The organism is Neobacillus sp. SM06 (genome assembly GCF_050496765.1).
In the GTDB taxonomy this organism is placed as follows: domain Bacteria; phylum Bacillota; class Bacilli; order Bacillales; family Cytobacillaceae; genus JAEVLT01.
Genome location: NZ_JBNWEO010000007.1, coordinates 29,767 through 49,182 on the forward strand (window position 1 = coordinate 29,767; position 19,416 = coordinate 49,182).

Annotated in this window: 21 protein-coding genes and 1 riboswitch; of the genes, 7 read left to right on the plus strand and 14 right to left on the minus strand. The window is 42.8% G+C overall.

What is annotated here, in order from left to right; genetic code table 11:
• Positions 1 to 134: 134 nt before the first annotated feature.
• From putP to fabL, 6 genes are all read right to left on the minus strand, one after another.
• Positions 135 to 1,610: a sodium/proline symporter PutP gene (putP, locus tag ACQYAD_RS01280; RefSeq protein WP_430234748.1), complete on the minus strand. Its 1,476-nt coding sequence runs from the start codon at positions 1,608 to 1,610 to the stop codon at positions 135 to 137.
• Positions 1,611 to 2,941: 1,331 nt separating this feature from the next.
• Complete coding sequence (locus ACQYAD_RS01285; RefSeq protein ID WP_430234750.1) at positions 2,942 to 4,711, minus strand: ABC transporter ATP-binding protein; 1,770 nt, start codon at positions 4,709 to 4,711, stop codon at positions 2,942 to 2,944.
• Between the two features lie 266 nt (positions 4,712 to 4,977).
• Positions 4,978 to 5,508, minus strand: coding sequence for a nucleoside tri-diphosphate phosphatase (gene ntdP / locus ACQYAD_RS01290; RefSeq protein ID WP_430235177.1), 531 nt, complete (start codon positions 5,506 to 5,508; stop codon positions 4,978 to 4,980).
• Positions 5,509 to 5,697: 189 nt separating this feature from the next.
• The gene (locus tag ACQYAD_RS01295; protein ID WP_430235179.1) at positions 5,698 to 5,955 is read right to left on the minus strand and encodes a YgaB family protein; all 258 of its coding nucleotides are present in this window, start codon (positions 5,953 to 5,955) and stop codon (positions 5,698 to 5,700) included.
• A gap of 150 nt (positions 5,956 to 6,105) precedes the next feature.
• The gene (locus ACQYAD_RS01300) at positions 6,106 to 6,318 is read right to left on the minus strand and encodes a gamma-type small acid-soluble spore protein (protein ID WP_430234752.1); all 213 of its coding nucleotides are present in this window, start codon (positions 6,316 to 6,318) and stop codon (positions 6,106 to 6,108) included.
• A gap of 145 nt (positions 6,319 to 6,463) precedes the next feature.
• Positions 6,464 to 7,213, minus strand: coding sequence for an enoyl-[acyl-carrier-protein] reductase FabL (fabL, locus tag ACQYAD_RS01305; RefSeq protein ID WP_430234754.1), 750 nt, complete (start codon positions 7,211 to 7,213; stop codon positions 6,464 to 6,466).
• Positions 7,214 to 7,385: 172 nt separating this feature from the next.
• Here fabL and ACQYAD_RS01310 point away from each other — a divergent pair, with 172 nt between their 5' ends.
• Positions 7,386 to 7,610, plus strand: coding sequence for a hypothetical protein (locus tag ACQYAD_RS01310; protein ID WP_430234756.1), 225 nt, complete (start codon positions 7,386 to 7,388; stop codon positions 7,608 to 7,610).
• Here ACQYAD_RS01310 and mutY read toward each other — a convergent pair.
• Positions 7,607 to 8,698, minus strand: coding sequence for an A/G-specific adenine glycosylase (mutY, locus tag ACQYAD_RS01315; protein ID WP_430234758.1), 1,092 nt, complete (start codon positions 8,696 to 8,698; stop codon positions 7,607 to 7,609). The genes ACQYAD_RS01310 and mutY overlap by 4 nt on opposite strands.
• A 126-nt stretch (positions 8,699 to 8,824) precedes the next feature.
• On the opposite strand from mutY, the gene ACQYAD_RS01320 reads away from it, so the two are divergent.
• Positions 8,825 to 9,805 carry a metal-dependent hydrolase gene (locus tag ACQYAD_RS01320; protein ID WP_430234760.1) on the plus strand — a complete coding sequence of 327 codons (981 nt, stop codon included), beginning with the start codon at positions 8,825 to 8,827 and terminating at the stop codon, positions 9,803 to 9,805.
• 49 nt (positions 9,806 to 9,854) lie between these two features.
• Here ACQYAD_RS01320 and ACQYAD_RS01325 read toward each other — a convergent pair whose 3' ends face one another.
• Positions 9,855 to 10,121, minus strand: a complete 267-nt coding sequence (locus ACQYAD_RS01325; protein ID WP_430234762.1) for a YfhJ family protein — start codon at positions 10,119 to 10,121, stop codon at positions 9,855 to 9,857.
• A gap of 127 nt (positions 10,122 to 10,248) precedes the next feature.
• Here ACQYAD_RS01325 and ACQYAD_RS01330 point away from each other — a divergent pair, with 127 nt between their 5' ends.
• A complete protein-coding gene (locus ACQYAD_RS01330) occupies positions 10,249 to 10,413 on the plus strand; it encodes a small, acid-soluble spore protein K (protein ID WP_430234764.1) in 165 nt (54 codons plus the stop codon).
• Positions 10,414 to 10,499: 86 nt separating this feature from the next.
• Here ACQYAD_RS01330 and ACQYAD_RS01335 read toward each other — a convergent pair whose 3' ends face one another.
• Positions 10,500 to 10,823 carry a YfhH family protein gene (locus tag ACQYAD_RS01335; protein WP_430234766.1) on the minus strand — a complete coding sequence of 108 codons (324 nt, stop codon included), beginning with the start codon at positions 10,821 to 10,823 and terminating at the stop codon, positions 10,500 to 10,502.
• 98 nt (positions 10,824 to 10,921) lie between these two features.
• On the opposite strand from ACQYAD_RS01335, the gene ACQYAD_RS01340 reads away from it, so the two are divergent.
• Positions 10,922 to 11,596, plus strand: a complete 675-nt coding sequence (locus ACQYAD_RS01340) for an SDR family NAD(P)-dependent oxidoreductase (protein WP_430234768.1) — start codon at positions 10,922 to 10,924, stop codon at positions 11,594 to 11,596.
• 120 nt (positions 11,597 to 11,716) lie between these two features.
• Here ACQYAD_RS01340 and recX read toward each other — a convergent pair whose 3' ends face one another.
• Positions 11,717 to 12,514, minus strand: a complete 798-nt coding sequence (gene recX / locus ACQYAD_RS01345) for a recombination regulator RecX (protein WP_430234770.1) — start codon at positions 12,512 to 12,514, stop codon at positions 11,717 to 11,719.
• Between the two features lie 70 nt (positions 12,515 to 12,584).
• On the opposite strand from recX, the gene ACQYAD_RS01350 reads away from it, so the two are divergent.
• From ACQYAD_RS01350 to ACQYAD_RS01360, 3 genes are all read left to right on the plus strand, one after another.
• Positions 12,585 to 13,487 (plus strand): TIGR01777 family oxidoreductase, encoded by a 903-nt coding sequence (locus tag ACQYAD_RS01350; protein ID WP_430234772.1) that lies wholly within the window; start codon positions 12,585 to 12,587, stop codon positions 13,485 to 13,487.
• A gap of 68 nt (positions 13,488 to 13,555) precedes the next feature.
• Positions 13,556 to 13,684, plus strand: coding sequence for a YfhE family protein (locus ACQYAD_RS01355; protein WP_430234774.1), 129 nt, complete (start codon positions 13,556 to 13,558; stop codon positions 13,682 to 13,684).
• 84 nt (positions 13,685 to 13,768) lie between these two features.
• Positions 13,769 to 13,954: a YfhD family protein gene (locus ACQYAD_RS01360; RefSeq protein ID WP_430234777.1), complete on the plus strand. Its 186-nt coding sequence runs from the start codon at positions 13,769 to 13,771 to the stop codon at positions 13,952 to 13,954.
• 178 nt (positions 13,955 to 14,132) lie between these two features.
• Here the strand turns inward: ACQYAD_RS01360 and ACQYAD_RS01365 are convergent, their stop codons facing one another.
• From ACQYAD_RS01365 to argF, 4 genes are all read right to left on the minus strand, one after another.
• A complete protein-coding gene (locus tag ACQYAD_RS01365; RefSeq protein ID WP_430234779.1) occupies positions 14,133 to 15,368 on the minus strand; it encodes a homoserine dehydrogenase in 1,236 nt (411 codons plus the stop codon).
• A gap of 66 nt (positions 15,369 to 15,434) precedes the next feature.
• Positions 15,435 to 15,547, minus strand: a riboswitch (SAM riboswitch).
• 97 nt (positions 15,548 to 15,644) lie between these two features.
• Positions 15,645 to 17,021, minus strand: coding sequence for an argininosuccinate lyase (argH, locus tag ACQYAD_RS01370; protein ID WP_430234781.1), 1,377 nt, complete (start codon positions 17,019 to 17,021; stop codon positions 15,645 to 15,647).
• Positions 17,022 to 17,140: 119 nt separating this feature from the next.
• Positions 17,141 to 18,352 carry an argininosuccinate synthase gene (locus ACQYAD_RS01375; protein WP_430234783.1) on the minus strand — a complete coding sequence of 404 codons (1,212 nt, stop codon included), beginning with the start codon at positions 18,350 to 18,352 and terminating at the stop codon, positions 17,141 to 17,143.
• Between the two features lie 76 nt (positions 18,353 to 18,428).
• Positions 18,429 to 19,409, minus strand: coding sequence for an ornithine carbamoyltransferase (gene argF / locus ACQYAD_RS01380; RefSeq protein ID WP_430234785.1), 981 nt, complete (start codon positions 19,407 to 19,409; stop codon positions 18,429 to 18,431).
• Positions 19,410 to 19,416 lie beyond the last annotated feature (7 nt).

The following is a 19,416-nucleotide window of genomic DNA, read 5'->3' on the forward strand; positions in this document are numbered from 1 at the left end:
CGTAAATCAAACTGCGATTTTCCGCAAAAGGTTACGGTATAAATTAATTAGAGTATAAAAAGGTTCCTTTTTTACAGTAAAAAAGACAAATCTCCATACAATATGGAAATTTGTCTTTTTGTCCGTACTTATGATCATGCACCTTCAAGAAGTGCTTCTTCCATTTCTGCAAATTCGTCCTGTACGTTTCGTTCAGGTTTTTTCGTAAGTAAACTTACAAGAATCACTGCAACTAGACTTAGGAAAAATCCTGGGATCATTTCATAGAGCCAATCGCTGAGTCCAGGAATATTTGCCCAAATCAAGACTGTTGCGGCTCCAACAATCATTCCGGCCAATGCTCCCCATTTGGTCATTCGCTTCCAATGCAAGCTTAATAGAATAACAGGTCCAAATGCAGAACCAAAACCAGCCCATGCATAACCGACAAGCCCGAGAATGGTATCATTTGGATACAAGGACAACAATGTTCCAATAATGGCTACAGTTAATACAGCTAACCGTCCAATTAACACAAGTTCCTTATTGTTTGCATTTCTGCGCATAAACGTTTTATAAAAATCCTCTGTTAATGAACTTGACGTAACCAACAGCTGTGAGGAAATCGTACTCATAATCGCTGCTAAGATGGCAGCGAGTAAAAATCCTGTGATATAAGGATGAAACAGTACGTTTGAAAAATAGATAAAAATGGTTTCAGGATCATCGATTGTTTTTCCATGGGATGAAAGATAGGCAACACCAACAAGTCCGGTAAACATTGCGCCAATGATTGAGACGCCCATCCAACCCATACCAATTCGGCGCGCTGATTTTAATTGTTTTACATTGTCGATCGCCATAAAACGAACGATTATATGCGGCTGGCCAAAGTATCCAAGTCCCCAAGCTAGAAGAGAAATAATTCCCAAAACAGAGGTTCCTTTAAAAAAGTTAAGCAGTGATGGATCTACCTGCCTGATTTCGCTGAATGCCTGATTAACGCCGCCGACATCAGTAAATGCAACAACCGGAACAAGAACGAGGGCTGTAAACATAATGACACCTTGGAGGAAATCTGTCAGACTCACGGCTAAGAATCCACCAAATAGCGTATACGCAACGACTACCCCCGCTGTTAAAAATAGACCCACTTTGTAATCGGCACCGAAAGAACTTTCAAATAACCGTCCGCCGGCGACCATTCCTGAAGAAGTGTAAAGGGTGAAAAATATAAAGATAACCAAGGCTGAAACAGAGCGAATGATTTTCGATTGGTCTTTAAATCGATTTTCAAGAAAGTCTGGAATGGTGATTGAATCATTGGCAACTTCTGTGTATGTTCGAAGACGAGGAGCCAAAATGAGGTAATTGAGATAAGCACCTGCCATTAAGCCAATGGATAACCATAGACTGGAGATCCCTGTTGCAAACATGGCGCCCGGCAAGCCCATCAGCATCCAGCCGCTCATATCGGATGCCCCGGCAGACAATGCTGTGACTGCTGGACCAAGTCCACGGCCGCCTAACATATAGTCATTCAAATCAGATGTTTTTCTGTAAGAGTAAAAACCAACGAGTAACATGGCTACTAAATAAATTCCTAACGATATAAAAATCTCTACCTGCACCAAATCTCTCCTTTTTACTTAAATTTCAAACTCGTTGCTGTTTTACTGTTTCAACAACCTCTGTATTAACGGTAAGAAAGAATACAGATCGTCAGTGGAAAGTTGGCTGTGAATTCAGTTTCAACAACTTCTATATTAACGGTAACAAAGAATACCCCATGATTCAAGGGAAGTTCAGCCACTGATAATGCAGGATTGGCGAGTATATACCCTGTTATTAAGTAATTGGAAGCGTTTACAGATAAAATTAAAGTAACAAAATTCCGAATTTTTCGTAATGGATTTTAATTGGTTTTTTTGGGGTGTGGTTGATCGGAATATGGGTATGCGCTAGTAATCGTTTCTCATCTTTGAATGGGTTTTAGTTCCAAAAAAATGATTTTTTCTTCTGTTTCATTTTATTATGAGCTGTTCTTATTGATCGGTGCGCGGGTTTTTTCCCTTTTTCGGGCGTTGAGCACTCCGCTCAGTGACCGCCATGCGGTTTTTTTTCCTTTTTCAGGCGTTGAGCATCCCGCTCAGTGACCGGTGCGCGAGGTTTTTCCCTTTTTCGGTCGTTGAGCGCCTCGCTCAGTGACCGCCATGCGGGTTTTTTCCCTTTTTCGGGCGTTGAGCATCCCGCTCAGTGACCGCCATGCGGGTTTTTTCCCTTTTTCGGGCGTTGAGCACTCCGCTCAGTGACCGCCATGCGGGTTTTTTTCCTTTTTCAGGCGTTGAGCATCCCGCTCAGTGACCGCCATGCGGGTTTTTTTCCTTTTTCAGACGTTGAGCACTCCGCTCAGTGACCGCCATGCGGGTTTTTTTCCTTTTTCAGACGTTGAGCATCCCGCTCAGTGACCGCCATGCGGGTTTTTTCCCTTTTTCGGGCGTTGAGCATCCCGCTCAGTGACCGCCACGCGGGTTTTTTTCCTTTTTCGAGCGTTGAGCATCCCGCTCAGTGACCGCCACGCGGGTTTTTTTCCTTTTTCGAGCGTTGAGCACTCCGCTCAGTGACCGCCATGCGGGTTTTTTCCTTTTTCGGGCGTTGAGCATCCCGCTCAGTGACCGCCATGCGGGTTTTTTCCCTTTTTCGGGCGTTGAGCATCCCGCTCAGTGACCGGGACGCGGGTTTTTTTCCTTTTTCGAGCGTTGAGCACTCCGCTCATAACGCGAACACTCCCTTTTTCTCCACTCACGCGTTATGACACCCCCGCTCGCGTCCCTCTCCTTTTTCCCCTCTCGCGCGTCTTGGACTGAGTTTTTTTATCAAAAAAAGCCCACTTCCAAGTGCCAGTCGACCTGGTCCTAGAAAAGTTGGCTTTTGATTTTAATTATTTTGACACAATGGTTTGTCAGCTATGAGAGGTTACATCTTCCTGCTCCAGTTGCTGGATTTGAAATAAATTGTAATAATGACCGCGCTGGGCCATTAATTCATCATGAGCGCCCTGTTCGACAATGCGGCCATGCTCGATCAGGATAATCCGGTCGGCATGGGTTATTGTGGAGAGACGGTGGGCGACGATAAACGTCGTTCGGTCTTTGGCCAATTGTTCAAGCGATTCCTGGATTGAATGCTCGCTTTCCAAATCAAGGGCAGAGGTTGCTTCATCGAGAATTAAGATGGGCGGATTTTTCAAAAACACCCTGGCGATGGCGATTCGCTGTTTTTGACCGCCAGAAAGCTTTACGCCCCTTTCGCCAACTTTTGTGTCATACCCATCCGACAAGTTTAAAATAAATTCATGCGCGCTTGCTGCCTTTGCTGCCGCAAACACTTCTTCATCCGTAGCAGTCGGGTTTCCAAGTAAAATATTTTCTTTGACGGATTCGCTAAACAAAACATTGTCCTGAAAAACCACACCGATTTTATCCCGCAAACTATGCAGTTTAAACTGGCGAATATCCACTCCATCCAAGGTAATTTGTCCTTCGGTAACATCGTAAAAACGCGGAATCAAGCTGACGAGCGTGGATTTACCGCCGCCGCTCATGCCGACAAGCGCAATTGTTTCTCCCTTTTTGACTTTCAAAGAAATATTCTCCAAAATCATTTCGCCCTCATTTTCATAGGCAAAGGAAACATTTTTAAAAGAAATATCGCCTTTTACATCATGGCAATCAACGGCATCTGGAGTATCCACGATATCGTATTTTTCATCCATAAATTCAAACACCCGGTCCATCGAGGCAAAGGACTGTGTCAGTGTTGTTGAGGAGTTGACAAGCCTTCTTAATGGATTATAGAGCTTATCAATGTAGGCAAAAAAGGCAACCATTGTTCCGATTGAGAGCTTCCCCTCAATGACTAAGTAGGCGGAATAGCCAATGACGATTAATGGCGCAATATCGGTAATCGTATTGACGACAGCAAATGCCTTTGCATTCCAGCTTGTATGCTTCAGTGCTTTGTCCAAAAAATTTTGATTCACTTTGTTAAATTGTTTTTGTTCATGTTTTTCAATGGCGAAGCTTTTGATGACCGACATGCCTTGAACGCGTTCATGCAAATAGCTTTGTACCTCGGCCAGCGCCTGGGAGCGGTCTCTTGTAAAAATTCGCAAATTGCCGAAGAAATAGTTTACCGACAGGGCATAAAGCGGAAGCAGCACAATTGAAATAAACGTCAAAGGTACGTTCAACAAAAACATTGCGACAATGGCGATGACAATTGTTGCTGTATCAAGCCAAAGATTCATTAATCCTGTTACCACAAACGTCTTAGTCTGTTCCACATCATTGATAATCCGCGAGATAATTTCTCCTGCCCTTGTGTTGGAAAAATAGCGAAAGCTTAGCTTTTGCGTGTGGGTATACAATTTTGCGCGAATTTCATAGAGAATTTTGCTCGCCGTCCACTGGGCAAAGTATTGGCGGTAGTATTCAATTGGCGGCCGAAGCACAACAAAGACAACGATCATCACACTCATAATCGTAAGCAATTTCACGTTTTTTTCATAAGGCGTCAGACCTTTGTTTCCTACAATATCATCAAGGATATATTTGATTAACATTGGAATAATTAGCGGGATCGAGAATTTGATCAGCCCGATAATAATGGTGCCAATGATTTGCAGCCGGTAAGGCTTAACAAACTGTAAATATCTGCGAATGCTGCCCAAGAAATCTCCCCCTCTCAAAATTCATTCCCCGGGAAAATAGCAAATAAAAACCCTGTTGACCTTTAAATCAACAGGAGTCGCCGTGTACAAACCAGCTAGATGTTGAAAGCTAAATTGAGTGATGGCAAAATAAGCTAATTATGATCAAGCGCAAATGATCAGCGAATGTCTGAATAAACAAAGTGATGTCAATAAGGGCAAATGATGAACAAATGCAAACGAATTGAGTGATGTCAAAAAAATGATCAACAAATGTAAACGATCAGCTACCGTCTGTAAGTTAAATACCGCTCATACCAAATGTCAATAAAATCTGGTGCAAACGGGCCTTTCCGCTGACGGATCCAGTAAATCAATTTATCGACATTTCGTTTCAGAATCTGATCAATCACATCCGGGTAGTTCATTTCCCGGCGGTGGCGCTCATACTCGTCCTCATCCAATAAATTAAAGGTCATATCCGGGTATACTTTAATATCAAGGTCGTAATCAATGTATTTCAACGCTTCTCCGTCAAAAATAAACGGCGAGCTTAGATTGCAATAATAGTAAATCCCGTCTTCCCGAATCATGCCGATCACGTTAAACCAATATTGGGTGTGAAAGTAACAGACTGCCGGTTCCCTTGTGATCCATGTCCGCCCATCCGACTCTGTTACCATTGTCCGATCATTTCCGCCAATGACTAAATTCTGTGTTCCTTTTAAAACAGTCGTTTCTTCCCAGACGCGGTGGATGTGCCCATTGTGTTTATAACTATGTATTTGGATTGGTTCACCTTCGATGGGTACGCCCATTTTTTCCCCTACTTTCATTTCCCGAACGCTTTGAAACCTGTTTACACATAATGAAAAAAATAACCAAAGGTAACAAAAGACAATTCCTGTTTTCTATTATTATAACGGTTGAACGCGGAATTTAAAACAAAAGAGCCATTGTTTTCAATGACTCGTTGAAAATTTTTCACTTTTTTGGGGAATACTCTGCTACCGGCAAGTTGAAATTTCCGTTTTTCGATACGAATCAATCACTTCGTCTGTCTGCTGTTCAAACGTTTTTTGAATGTCCAATAATTCTCTTTTCATCTGCTGGATTTCCATCTGGATGCATTCCAATTGTGTTTCGTTTTGCAATGCTTTTAATTCTTCTTCTATCATCTGACAGCGTTCAAGTTCGGATTGAAGGTACAGTAATTTTTCCATTGTCATCATTTGCTGTGAAACCAAACGGTTAAAATCTTCCATTCTCCACACCGCCTTGTAAACTTTTCCTCCTATGTATTCTCGAATCATGGGCAATCTCCTTTGACTTTTTCTGTAAACAAATAGGAAGTTTTGTCGAAAGGACACAAAGAAGACACTCAGCGTGATTGAGTGCCTTCCTTCTTGTTTGTATTAGCTGTTTTGACCAAATTGGCCGGAATTTTTCGCTTTGCGAGCTTCGGCTTGTTGGTTTTGTTGTCTTACTTCTTGAGCATTGGTTTCGCTCGCGAACTCAGTTCCGAATTGTCCTTGGGAACCTTGAGCAGATTGAGCGTTTTGCTGTCTTACTTCCTGGATGTTTGTTCCAGCAGAAGTTTTGTTAGGCTGTTTGTTGAAGTTTGCCATTGTCATATCACCTCCACGACTTTTAATTTACCCAAGCCGTATGGAGGCTATCCAAACATTTTCAGGAAAAAAAATCCTATTAGGCAGATGCACTTTGCAGAAAAATAATCCGATTGTGCAGATGCGCTTTTCAGAAAAAAGCCAACTAAACAAGGAGTGAAATGCCGCCATCGACAATGATCGTCTGGCCGCGGATCATGTTTGACTGGTCGGAAAGCAAAAACATTACACAGTTGACGATGTCTTCAATCTCGACCATTCGACCGGCAGGCGTTTTTTCTTTCGCTTCTTGAAGTAGCTCTTCTCTGTTTGGAAAATGCTTCAGTGCCTCGGTATCCACAGCACCGCCGGAAACAGCATTGACGATAATGCCTTTTGAAGCCAGTTCAACCGCCAAATACCGCGTCAACGCTTCAAGCGCCGCTTTCGAAACGCCGACGACGGTGTAATTTTTCAAATAGCGAATTGCCCCTAACGAACTGATGCTGACAATTTTACCGCCACCGTTTTTCTCCATCAGTTTCGCCGCTTCCTGGGCACAAAACAGCAGTGCTTTGCTATTAATATTGAGCGTCCAGTCCCAATGATTTTCTTCCAGCTCCATTACTGGGCGCTGAACACCAGACGCCGCATTGTTGACGAAAACATCAAGCCGGCCGAATTGCTCTTCGATTTGGACAAACATTTCCTTAATTTTTTTCACATCACCAACATTTGCTTTCACGACCAAAACTTTTCTTCCCAATGCTTCAATTTCAGCAGCGGTTTCAAGAGCGGCTGATTTGCTTCGCGCATAATTGATGACAATATGATAGCCTTCTTGTGCAAGTCTTAATGCTGTTGCCTTGCCGATTCCTCTGCTGCTTCCCGTAATCAATGCGACTTTTTCCGTCATTTCGATCCTATTCCTTTCTTTAAACAAACTTGTTTTCATTTTAGCTGTTTCGGGTATAGTTCTCAATTCACTGCAAAAAAATAAGGTGAAACTTCATTCAGTGGGGGTTTTTTTAACCCTCACTGATTGTGGTTTAGGATAAAGCATCTAAAAATTAGGAGGATGAACCGCCATGTACGTTGGACGCGATATGACTGAGCTTTCCATGATTCCAAAAACAGAATGGAACGACAGCGAGCTCGCTTTTTTTCACCATTCACTGCAACAAATTGCCCCCTATTTGAATGTCGAGGGACAAACGATTCACCGCGAAATTATTGAAGAAATTGAAAGTCGCGGCGGGCTTCATCATCACGAAGCCGATTACACTCACGGTACGAAAACATCTTTTGATTAATTCATTTCATAGAGCTGGCGGATTTTTTGGTATGGCACCGGAAACGTGTATGCATTCATTTGATCGAGTGTTACACTTGTCCAATCCTCTTTTTCCGGCAGTTCGCCATTCAGCTTGCCCGTGTAGACACGAATATTCCATATCAAATGGGAAAAAACGTGTTCGATTTTGCCTAGAAGCTTTCCTGGTTCGATCGTGATGTGATAGGTATCAAAAAATAAGCCGGGAAGCTGTTTTTTTTCATTTTGATCAACAAGGTTGATTTCCACAGTCGGAAATTCCCACAAATTTGCCAAAAGTCCTTTGTTTGGCCGCTTATGAATGACCAATTTTCCCGTTTGATCCGTTAATACGACAGCCGCTAGCTGAACTTCACGCTGTTTTGTTTTTTTGGCTTTGACCGGAAGTTCATCAATGGCACCTTCATGAAAGCCGAGACAATGTTCACGTACAGGGCAAAGAAGACAGGAAGGCGAAGTAGGCGTACAAATCAGTGCGCCTACTTCCATTAATGCCTGATTAAAGCTTGACGGATCTTCGTGGGAAATTAATTGCCTTACAGCTTGTTCAAAAATTTTTCGTGACGACGGTTTGGCGATGTCTTCCCAAATGAGTAGAATTCGGGAGAGCACGCGCATGACGTTTCCATCAACAGCCGGCTCAGGGACGCCGTAAGCAATGCTTAAAATTGCCCCTGCCGTATATGGACCGACCCCTTTTAGAGCGGCAATTTCTTTCGGCGTATTCGGGACAATACCTTCGTACTTTTCCTGAACTTCCTTGACAGCAGAATGCAAATTGCGCACCCTTGAATAATACCCGAGGCCTTCCCACGCTTTTAATACCTGATCTTCCTCGGCATCCGCCAAATCATCCAGTGTTGGAAATTGTTCCAAAAAACGATGAAAATATGGAATGACCGTGTCCACCCTTGTTTGCTGCAGCATAATTTCCGAAACCCATACTTTATAGGGATCTTGATCCTTTCTCCATGGCAAATCACGCTGTTCTTCTTTAAACCAGTGGATTAAATCATTCTGAAAGGCTGGAATATTTATTTTTTCAATCGTACTTAAATTGTTATTCATGAGAAATATGCCTCCAGGTTGTTAAACAATACGGAAAGTGGGAATATAATAGTGAGGCCATGAAATTTTCATCTGCCTGATAAATGACCGAATGACAAAATTTACGTTAAAGGAGGTCCTTTCCTTTTGGATACAGGAACTCATGTTGTTATGGGCATTGCACTTGGGGGGCTTGCAACATTGGATCCCATTGTTGCAGGCAGTCATGCTACTGCTAGCAGCGTTTTGGTTGCAACGATTGTCGGTTCGCAAATACCGGATATTGATACTGTGTTAAAATTGCGGAATAATGCTGTTTACATTCGCAATCATCGCGGAATTACTCATTCCATCCCGGCTGTTTTATTATGGCCTCTCGTTATTTTAGCAGTAGTGTATCCATTTTTTCCAGATGCAAATTTGCTGCACTTATGGTTATGGACGTTTCTAGCCGTTTTCCTCCATGTGTTTGTTGATATTTTCAATGCATATGGAACCCAGGCTTTAAGGCCGTTTTCGTCCAAATGGGTTGCCCTTGGGATCATCAACACATTTGATCCGTTTATTTTTGCTATCCATGTGCTCGGTTTATTTATTTGGGTTGCCGGCGCCCATCCCGGTTATACATTTTCGGCGGTTTATGCCGTGATTATTGCGTATTACATTTTCCGAAGCATCGCCCACCACAGGGTTCGCAAAGAAGTCTTGAGGTTGATTCCCGATGCGACAGATATCATTATTGCGCCGACAATGCGGTTTCACCATTGGCGGATTGCCGTGATGAACAAACATCAATTTTTTGTTGGACGTTCGGAAGATACAAATGTCCGGATCATTGATCAATTCACCCGTGTACCTGTACCGGACACACCAGTGTTAGAAGCCGCCAAAAAAGATAAAAATTTGGCCGCATTTCTTTCGTTTTCACCGGTGTATCGCTGGGAAGTGGATGAATACGATGATTATTACGAGGTCCGCTTTATTGATCTTCGTTATCGCAGCAATAACCGCTACCCATTCGTTGCTGTTGTCCAGCTTGATATGGAGTTGAATATTCTCACCTCGTATACCGGCTGGATTTTCAGCGAAGAAAAACTCCGAAAAAAATTGGAAATCATCCCAGGTTAAAAAGCGATGACGTTTGCGTCACCGCTTTTCTTTTGCCATCTGATTTCATTTAATGGAGAACATATTTTTCCTGGGAAAAATATTGTTGGTATTTCACGTTTGCTCTCGTAAATTCATGTAATTTTTCCCCGTATTGTTCAATCCATTTCTTTACAATTCTTTGCGTCATTTCGCTTCCATAATAAGCGCCAGCTTTTGCATTTGAAGCTTCAAAATCTTCCCAAAGCAATTCAACCCATACACGGGCTTGTGCAGTTGACAAAAAGTCATTTTTTTCTAATAAAAGCTTTGTTAATCGTTCATGATAGTCGTTCACTTGTTTCACTCCATTGTTATTTTCTTACAACATAATTACTTTTCTTAAGCCAAATACTATTTATACGTAAAGAGCCTGACACGGGTCGGGGCTTTTTACGATTCGAGCAACTGCTGGAGGGATCGTTTTGCGTAATAAAGAAACCAATTTCCCAAACCAAAACAACAATAAATTTGAGGGTGAACCTCGGGCGAAGGCAGAATACGCTTCAAAACGAGCCGACGGCACAACGAACACCCATCCGCAGGAGCGCATGTGGGCTTCAGGACGGCGCGGCGGCGAGGAAAAATAAGCCAGAGATTTCGGTCTCTGGTTTTTTGCTTTTACAATAAGGCAACGCCCAAAAAAATACCATCTTGTTTCATGCTCTGTGGCTTATTATTTTACCATTTTCAACATTGAAATAGGTAATGCTTCGTCTTTTTCACCACTATTCAGACGATATCCCCAAGCAAATACTCCATTGATGTAATCAATTTTGAAATAGGATCCGGGGTCACCTTCAATTTCGTAAATTTCGCCAGGCTTGAATGCTTCCGGATCCAATAAATAGGCTTTCGCCATCACTGCCTTTCGTTCCAGCACGGCAAACTCGCTGACCATGCCCATCTGTTCGGCTTTTCTTGCTTTTTCCGTCAGCGCGGCTATTTCTTGTTTTAATTCATGTTCTGTCATTTGGCTGTACCGTTTTTCTGGCTGCATTTCGTTCCACCCCTGGATTTTCATATGTCTTTATTTTAGTATAGGTAATTTTGTATGATTAAGAAAGAATTTAACTCTAAAATGTGAGGAGAAATTGGATGAAGACGTTTATTGTGACTGGTGCGGGAACAGGGCTTGGGAAAGAACTTGCTCTTCTTTTGGCAAAAAAAGGATATCATCTGTTGCTAATTGGCAGATCAGAAAGCCATTTGCAAGCGGTAAAAGAATTGATTGAACTTTCCGGCGGCAGTGCCGATTTTCTCAGTTTGGATATTAGGAAAGCGTTAGAGATTGGCGAGGAGCTCAGCGGTTTGAATGAGCGTTATGAAGTATATGGGCTTGTCAACAATGCGGGGGTCGGCCATTTTGGACCGTTCGACCAGTTGACCGACCAGCAAATTCAAGAAATGCTTGATACAAATATCCTTGGCACGATTCTGATGACCAAAGCAGTTTTACCATTGCTGCTCCATCAGGGTGAAGGCCGTGTTGTCAATATTGTCTCGACTGCGGGGCTTCGGCCAAAAGTAAACGAATCGGTCTATGTGGCAAGCAAATTTGCGGTTAGAGGTTTTACAGAGAGTCTGCAAAAAGAATTTGAGGGCACGAGTATCAAGTTTACGGCTGCATATATGGGCGGCATGAATACGCTGTTTTGGGATTATTCGGATCATGTGAAAGATCCCTCACGCTTCCGGACAGCAGAAGAAGTTGCGCAAATCATCGTCGACCATATGGATCAAGATTCAATTATGATCGAGAGCAAGAAGTAGATGGGGATGGGCAAGCATTAGGAAGGCCCCTAGCGACCGGTTGACCCTTTTAACCTGAGAATTGGGCATTACTAACGCCACTAGTGACCGGTTCGTCCTAAAAAAAGAAACAACCATAATCTATGATTGTTTCTGCTCGTCCAAAAATTTTTCAATTAAGTCCATTGTAAATCCTTTCCGATATAGGGCCTGTTTCATTTTTTGCTCATATTCATAGCCGGTATAATGGGAATATTTCCGACATAGTTTCTCACCCTGATAGCGAATTGCTTCAAGTTCATCCCCACCGACTCCTTTTTGAGCAGATTCTGCTCTCACCCTTTGAATCACATCAAAAGAATAACCTTTTCGTAACAACAAACCCTCCAATTTTTGCTTAAGGATCCGAAAAGAATCTTTTGCATTTTTTTTGAAAAATTTATCAGCCAGTCCTTTGGCTTTTTCAACCTGTAGCTCTTCCGTAAACTCCCGCAAGCAATCTTGAATGATCTCTTTTTGAATCCCTTTTTCAGCCAATTCCATCCGGATCACATCTGGTCCTTTGTCCGTTGTGTTCATTTGAGTCCGAACATATGCAGCTGCATATTCCCCGTCATTTAGATAATTCTGTGATGTTAGCCGATGGATAACTTCATTCGCAATCGGGGCTTCCACATCTTTTTTCGCCAAATAGTCCCGGATTTCTTTTTCCGACCGAATTCTTCGCGCCAAGTAAGCGATCCCAGCATTGTATGCTTTTCGGATATCGTCACTGTATTGAATTTCCGTCAGCGAAAACGCGTCCAATTCCATTCCTTTTTTAAGCTGAAATTTGATTAGAATATCCGCATCCACACTAAAAGCAAACTTTTCATCTAAAAACACATTGTAGCGATCGCTGTTTTTTTGCTGGGTGGTGATTTTTGTGATTACCGCCATTCCTCTCACCTCAGCATTACTTTAACATATTCAAAAATCATCGTAAAATAAACGAAAGGGAGGCGTCGATATGAAAATCGCAATTGCGGGCGGCAGCGGATTTGTTGGAAAAGCGCTAACGGGAGCGTTAGTAAAAAATAACCATGAAGTCATTATTTTAACAAGAGGTTCAAGCAAAAAGAATCCGGACAGTGGTGTTCGATTTGTTCAGTGGCTTTCACCTGCCAGCGACCCACTCAAGGATCTCGAGAACACAGAGATTTTTATCAATCTTGCCGGCGAATCATTGAGCAAAGGGCGTTGGACAGAACAAAGAAAAAAGCAAATTCTGGATAGCCGCTTGAATGCGGTTGACGAGCTTCTTGCTGTTTTTAAAAAAATGAACAAAAAACCGGGCGCGCTCATTAACGCAAGTGCCATCGGGTATTATGGTACTTCTGAAACGGAAATTTTCACCGAAACCTCGCAACCGGGACATGACTTTCTTGCCAAAACGGTTACGAAATGGGAACAAAAAGCGATAGAAGCTGAACAGCTCGGTGTACGAACAGTACTGTGCCGGTTTGGTATTATCCTTGATCGGCAGGAAGGCGCTTTGCCGAAAATCGTCTTTCCGTATCAGGCTTTTGTTGGCGGTCCAATCGGAAGCGGAAGGCAATGGATGTCGTGGATCCATATCAAGGATGTAGTAAATGCTCTTTTATTTGTGATTGAAAACAGGAAAATCGCAGGTCCGGTTAATTTTACAGCACCACATGCCGTGCAAATGAAGGAATTTGCACGGCAGCTTGCAAAAATTCTCCATCGGCCACATTGGCTTCCTGTTCCAAACATTGCGCTCCAGCTTTTACTTGGCGAAATGAGTATGCTCGTTTTGGAGGGACAAAAAGTTCTGCCAAACCAATTGATGGAACACGGCTATTCATTCCAATTTCCCAACCTCGCAGATGCAGTAAGAGACATTTTTTCATAAACGTTTGTATCATTCCTTTTAAAAAAGGCAAAAATGGGGATAAGTACAGATGAAAGGAATGATTTTCGATGGTGGAAAAAAAGAAGAAGGAAAAGCCGAAATTTACGTTAACGAGTATGCAGGAAGTTAACTATCAAAGAGAGTTCAAAATGGCCGATCGCGCCGGTGGTTTTGACGAACGGAGATCCAAGCATTAATTACCATTTATAACTCTTTTCATTTTGCGGATGATATAAATGGGGATCCCATTCCCCATCAAAAAACGAAAGGGGTTTTTTGCAATGGGTCGTGCGAACAAACATAAAACTCGTGATAAAAACAAAGCATCACTTCCACAAGTGCCGAAGAATCTGAAATCAGACGGACTCGATGTCGAATATTCCCGGGAACTTGCTGATCAGGAGGATTTAGAGGCACAAGCACGGTCAAATGCGGCTGCACAGCGCGCTAGAGCAAAGAAGAAATAACCACCCTTTCAGAAAGAAGCAGGATCAAGCCTGCTTCTTTTTTAAATTGTGGATAATTTCCGGTTCCGCTTCTTTCCCTCTGGATAATGTGGATAATTCGATTAAACCTTTGCCAAACTGATGATTACATTGTTGATAAGTATGGGGATTCTGTGTATAAGTCTGTGGAAAACTTCGGTTATAAAGTTATAGCCAATTTGCTTTCTTTCTGATTCAACCTTTCCACATCCCCATAAATCGGGAAGGAAATGAGTCCTTTATTTTGTTCTGCCAATTCAGCGATTTCTTCTGCTGCCGCTTTTAGCAAATAACAGCCATTCTTCAGTTCACTTATCCAGTGAATGGAATGGATTGTTCTTTTTTTGTATACGCCATCGACAATCCAGACACCTTTTGACTGCTGGATGCTGTTTGCCGCATCTTCTACCCTCTTTGACATAAGAACCGTTTCTGCTTTATTTTTCAAAACAAAAATAAGGTCTTCCAGCATGGCGCTTGCCGTTGGAAACATACCGGCGCCCGGGCCTTGCAATGTAATGCTTCCAACAATATCAGAAACAATATTGACCGCATTTTGCACTCCTTCGATCGAATAAAATGGATGATCTTTTGCTACAAGAACGGGTTTTACAGACCCTGTTACTTGGTTGCCATTCTTGCTGACGGTCGCAATATGTTTAAATCTTAGTCCAAGCTTCTCTGCAAAAGCAATCCACTCGCTTGTGATTTTGGCAATCCCTTGAAGTTCGACTTCATTCCATTTCGGCTCTTGGCCAAAAGCCATTTTGCTTAAAATCATCAGTTTGTAAAATGCATCGATTCCTTCAATATCATTTGTTGGGTCGGCTTCTGCAAAACCGTTTTCCTGAGCCTGTTTTAACGCCGACGCAAAAGATTGCTTCTTCTCGCGCATTTCCGTGAGAATAAAATTGGAGGTACCATTTAAAATTCCTTGAATCTTTTGAACTTGATTGACATGAAACAATTGCCGAAGCGTTTGAATAATGGGAATACCGCCTGCCACTGTCGCTTCGAACCCAACCGATACATTGTGTTGAGCGGCAATTTCAAGCAATTCTCTTCCATGGTGGGCAAACATTTCTTTATTGGCCGTGATTATATGGCAGCCTCTGGCGATTGCTTTTTTTAAATACGTAAAGCTTGGCTCCTGTTCTACAATTGCTTCCATCACAACATCAAGCTGGGGCAAGCGCAAAATTTCTTCAAAATCGGTTGTAACCAAAACCTTTTCTCCGATAGTGCGAACCTTGTTTTGATTGCGAATCAAAACGGCTGCCACTTCAACTTTTTTCCCTAAAATCGCCGTGAGCTCTTGCTCGTGTGACTGAATTGTTTTATATACACCCTCACCAACTGTTCCGAAACCTAAAATCGCAACCCGAATAACTGACATCATCCCGCACCCTTTCTTGTTTTTGACTAAAAAAAGCCCTCTTCATAAGAAGAGGGCTTTTTCCTCCTCTTATCTTTCAGGTTTCGAAAAAACCTGCAGGAATTAGCACCTTTTCAAGGAATACCTTGAAGGTTGCCGGGCTTCATCGGGCCTAGTCCCTCCGCCGCTCTGGATAAGAGTATTTATAGAATTGTTTTCATTTTCCATCGTCAATTTATAAAAATCATATTAGCGCAACCAGACTGGTATGTCAATATTTTTAAAAATTTTCGTCATTTATTTGCCGAGCTTGGCTTCAGCCAGTTCGATTTGGGCTTTTACTTGCTCAGGTGCCGTGCCGCCAAAGCTGTTGCGGACCGCAACGACATGTTCCGGCGCCAGCACCTCATAAATATCTTCCTCAAATAATGAACTGAATTGCTGGTACTCTTCAAAGCTCAAATCCAACAAAAATTTCTCCTGCTGGATCGCATAAAGGACGATTTTCCCGATGACTTCATGCGCCTCACGAAATGGCAGGCCTTTGCGGACCAAGTAGTCAGCAATATCCGTTGCATTTGAAAAATCATGGTTAATCGCTTTACGCATAACATTTGTATTCACTTTCATTGTTTCGATCATCGGTGCCAAAAGCTTTAATGAGCCTTCAAGCGTTTCGACTGTATCAAACATGCCTTCTTTGTCTTCTTGCAAATCTTTATTATAAGCAAGCGGCAATCCTTTTAAAACGGTCAACAGACCCATTAAGTTTCCGTACGTTCTGCCGGTTTTTCCCCTCAAAAGTTCAGGTACGTCAGGGTTTTTCTTTTGCGGCATGATGCTCGAACCGGTGCAAAAAGAATCGTCCAGTTCAATAAATTGAAATTCCTGGCTTGACCACAGAACAAACTCTTCAGAAAGGCGGGAGATATGGGTCATAATAATTGAGCCGATCGATAAAAATTCCAAAATAAAATCGCGGTCGCTCACAGCGTCCATGCTGTTTGGATAAATCGTTTCAAAACCGAGAATATCCGCGACACGTTCTCGATTAATCGGAAAAGTTGTCCCAGCTAATGCGCCGGAGCCAAGCGGCAGCCAATTGATCCGTTTTAAGCTATCAATCAGTCGCTCCTTATCGCGCTCAAACATCCAAAAGTATGCCATAAGATGATGGGCGAATGAAACAGGCTGGGCGCGCTGAAGATGAGTATACCCGGGTATCAATGTCTCAACATTCACTTTTGCTTGTGCCAGCAAGGCTTGCTGCACGCTCTCAACCAGCGTGATAAGTTCAGTTGTTTTCGTGCGCAAATAGAGATGCATATCGGTTGCAACCTGGTCATTTCTGCTTCTGCCGGTATGCAGCTTGCCGCCGACCGAACCGACTTTTTCGATCAGCAGTTTTTCTATATTCATGTGGATATCTTCATCTTCAACTAAAAATTCCACTTCATTGTTCTCAATCATTTTTTTGATCTCAAGCAGGCCAAGCTTTATTTTTCCAGCATCCTCTGACGGGATAATGCCACATTCCCCCAACATTTGTACATGTGCCAAGCTGCCGGCAATATCTTCTTTTGCCAATTTTTGATCAAAAGAAATCGATGCAGTAAATTCTTCTACGAGCTTGTTCGTTTCCTTTGTAAAGCGCCCGCCCCATAACTTTGACATTCTCTGTTCCTCCTGAACCGATATGAAGTTTGCCCTCGAAAAAATTTCGAGGGCATGCCTTCTTTTATTTTAAACGATGTTTTTTTTGATATGCAAAATTGAGATCGCTGGCGAACCGGTTATTTTAAAACCGTTTCTTTTTGGTTGACTTCGGAATAAACTTTGGTTGGCAGCCCCCAGAGCTTAATAAAGCCCACTGCGGCATTGTGATCAAAGGCATCGCCTTTCGTATACGTAGCCAGCTCTTCATTGTATAAGCTGTGGACGGATTTTCTGCCGACAACGGTATGGTTTCCTTTGAAAAGCTTCACACGAATGGTTCCCGAAACGACTTTTTGCGTTTCTTCAATAAAGGCATCCAGTGCTGCTTTTAGCGGAGAGTACCACAGACCTTCGTAAATAATTTTAGCCATTTGCTGGTCAATCTGCGTTTTAAATTGCGTTACTTCTCGCGGCAGTGTAAGGAATTCCAATTCTTTATGGGCATTAATTAAAATTAATGCTGCTGGATTTTCATACACTTCACGCGATTTAATGCCAACAAGGCGGTTTTCAATATGGTCAATGCGGCCGACGCCATGTTTGCCGCCAAGCATATTTAATGTTTCGATTAATTGCACAAGCGGAAGTTTTTCACCGTTCAATGCAACCGGAACGCCCTGCTCGAATTCAATCTCAATGTATTCTGCCTCATCCGGCGTCTGCTCAATCGGATTTGTCCAGTCAAATGCAGCTTCCGGCGCTTCAGCCCACGGATTTTCAAGTACGCCGGCTTCGCAAGCACGTCCCCAAATATTGGCATCGATCGAGAAAGGATTTTCCAAATTAATTGGAATCGGAATACCATTTTTTTCGGCATACGCGATTTCTTCATCACGGGTCATTCCCCATTCACGTACTGGAGCAACGATTTTCAAGTTTGGATTCAGAGCTTGAATCGATACCTCAAAACGAACTTGGTCGTTTCCTTTTCCAGTGCAGCCGTGTGCAACGGCAACCGCGCCTTCTTTCTCGGCTACTTCGACCAATAGCTTAGAAATGAGCGGACGGGATAATGCGGAAGATAGCGGATATTTCCCTTCGTACAAACAGTTTGCTTTCAAGGCCGGAAGCAAGTAATCCTTTGCCAGCATTTCTTTTGCATCAATCATATAGGCTTTAATGGCACCGACATTCAATGCTTTATTTTTAATCGCTTCAAGATCCTTGCCTTCTCCCACATCAAGACCGAGCGCAATCACATCGTATCCATATTTTTCTTGAATCCATTTCACTGAAACGGATGTATCTAAACCGCCTGAATAGGCTAGAACAATTTTCTCTTTTGACATCTTACTGTCCCCTCGCAATATGTTGTATTAAAATTCATTTGATAGAATTATTATACATCCAATCGCATAGAAATTGCTAGTATTTTTTTTCAAGTAAAATTTTCAAAATTGCTTTCTGGGCATGGAGCCGGTTTTCTGCTTCATCAAAGACGACGGAATGTGGGCCATCGATAATCTCTGCTGTCACTTCTTCGCCGCGGTGTGCTGGCAGGCAATGCAGGAAGATAAAATCATCTTTCGCATTTTCACATAATGCTTCGTTCACTTGATAGGCTTTTAAGTCTTCCATTCTTTTTTGCTGCTCTCGTTCCTGACCCATGCTCGCCCATACGTCAGTCACCACCACATCCGCGCCGCTGACCGCTTCTTTCGGATCATGGCAAATCGTGATGGAGCCGCACGTTATTTCCGCATCTATCTCTGCTTTTGCCACAATTTCCTCGTTCGGCAAATATCCTGCAGGACTTGCGATCGCAATATGCATCCCCGTTTTCGCCGCTCCCTCAATTAACGAGTGAGCCATATTGTTGTTTCCATCTCCCAGATAGCAAAGCTTAAGTCCTGAAAGCTTTCCTTTCTGTTCTAAAATTGTTAACAGATCTGCCATCACCTGTGTTGGATGCTGCAAATCGGTCAGTCCGTTGATAACTGGAACAGTTGCGTGTGCTGCAAGTTCTTCAACAGATTCATGGGAAAATGTGCGGATCATGATGCCATCCACATAACGTGACAACACTTTCGCCGTATCGGAAATCGATTCGCCTCTGCCAAGCTGAATATCTTTTGAACTCAAGAAAATTGCATGGCCGCCAAGCTGGAGCATTCCGACTTCAAAGGAAACGCGTGTTCTTGTTGATGATTTTTCAAAAATCATTCCAAGCACTTTTCCGCTTAAAAACGAATGCGGTTTTCCAGCCTTTTGCATTGCTTTTAATTCCTGTGCCGTTTCAAGCAAACTCAAGATCTCTTCAGGCGTATAATCGGCCAGCTGCAGGAAGTCTTTTCCCTGCAACAGCCCGCTATTCTCGATTCCGTTTTGTTTCATTGTATTCTGCATGGATACT

Coding starts and splice junctions, on each gene's coding strand:
- ACQYAD_RS01310 (WP_430234756.1), top strand. CDS start 7,386: ATGTACGTTGGACGCGATATGACTGAGCTTTCCATGATTCCAAAAACA.
- argH (WP_430234781.1), bottom strand. CDS start 17,021: ATGTCAAAGTTATGGGGCGGGCGCTTTACAAAGGAAACGAACAAGCTC.
- ACQYAD_RS01295 (WP_430235179.1), bottom strand. CDS start 5,955: ATGGAAGATTTTAACCGTTTGGTTTCACAGCAAATGATGACAATGGAA.
- recX (WP_430234770.1), bottom strand. CDS start 12,514: ATGGCGGTAATCACAAAAATCACCACCCAGCAAAAAAACAGCGATCGC.
- ACQYAD_RS01335 (WP_430234766.1), bottom strand. CDS start 10,823: ATGCAGCCAGAAAAACGGTACAGCCAAATGACAGAACATGAATTAAAA.
- ACQYAD_RS01350 (WP_430234772.1), top strand. CDS start 12,585: ATGAAAATCGCAATTGCGGGCGGCAGCGGATTTGTTGGAAAAGCGCTA.
- mutY (WP_430234758.1), bottom strand. CDS start 8,698: ATGAATAACAATTTAAGTACGATTGAAAAAATAAATATTCCAGCCTTT.
- ACQYAD_RS01365 (WP_430234779.1), bottom strand. CDS start 15,368: ATGTCAGTTATTCGGGTTGCGATTTTAGGTTTCGGAACAGTTGGTGAG.
- ACQYAD_RS01300 (WP_430234752.1), bottom strand. CDS start 6,318: ATGGCAAACTTCAACAAACAGCCTAACAAAACTTCTGCTGGAACAAAC.
- fabL (WP_430234754.1), bottom strand. CDS start 7,213: ATGACGGAAAAAGTCGCATTGATTACGGGAAGCAGCAGAGGAATCGGC.
- ACQYAD_RS01360 (WP_430234777.1), top strand. CDS start 13,769: ATGGGTCGTGCGAACAAACATAAAACTCGTGATAAAAACAAAGCATCA.
- ntdP (WP_430235177.1), bottom strand. CDS start 5,508: ATGGGCGTACCCATCGAAGGTGAACCAATCCAAATACATAGTTATAAA.
- ACQYAD_RS01375 (WP_430234783.1), bottom strand. CDS start 18,352: ATGTCAAAAGAGAAAATTGTTCTAGCCTATTCAGGCGGTTTAGATACA.
- ACQYAD_RS01340 (WP_430234768.1), top strand. CDS start 10,922: ATGAAGACGTTTATTGTGACTGGTGCGGGAACAGGGCTTGGGAAAGAA.
- argF (WP_430234785.1), bottom strand. CDS start 19,409: ATGCAGAATACAATGAAACAAAACGGAATCGAGAATAGCGGGCTGTTG.
- ACQYAD_RS01355 (WP_430234774.1), top strand. CDS start 13,556: ATGGTGGAAAAAAAGAAGAAGGAAAAGCCGAAATTTACGTTAACGAGT.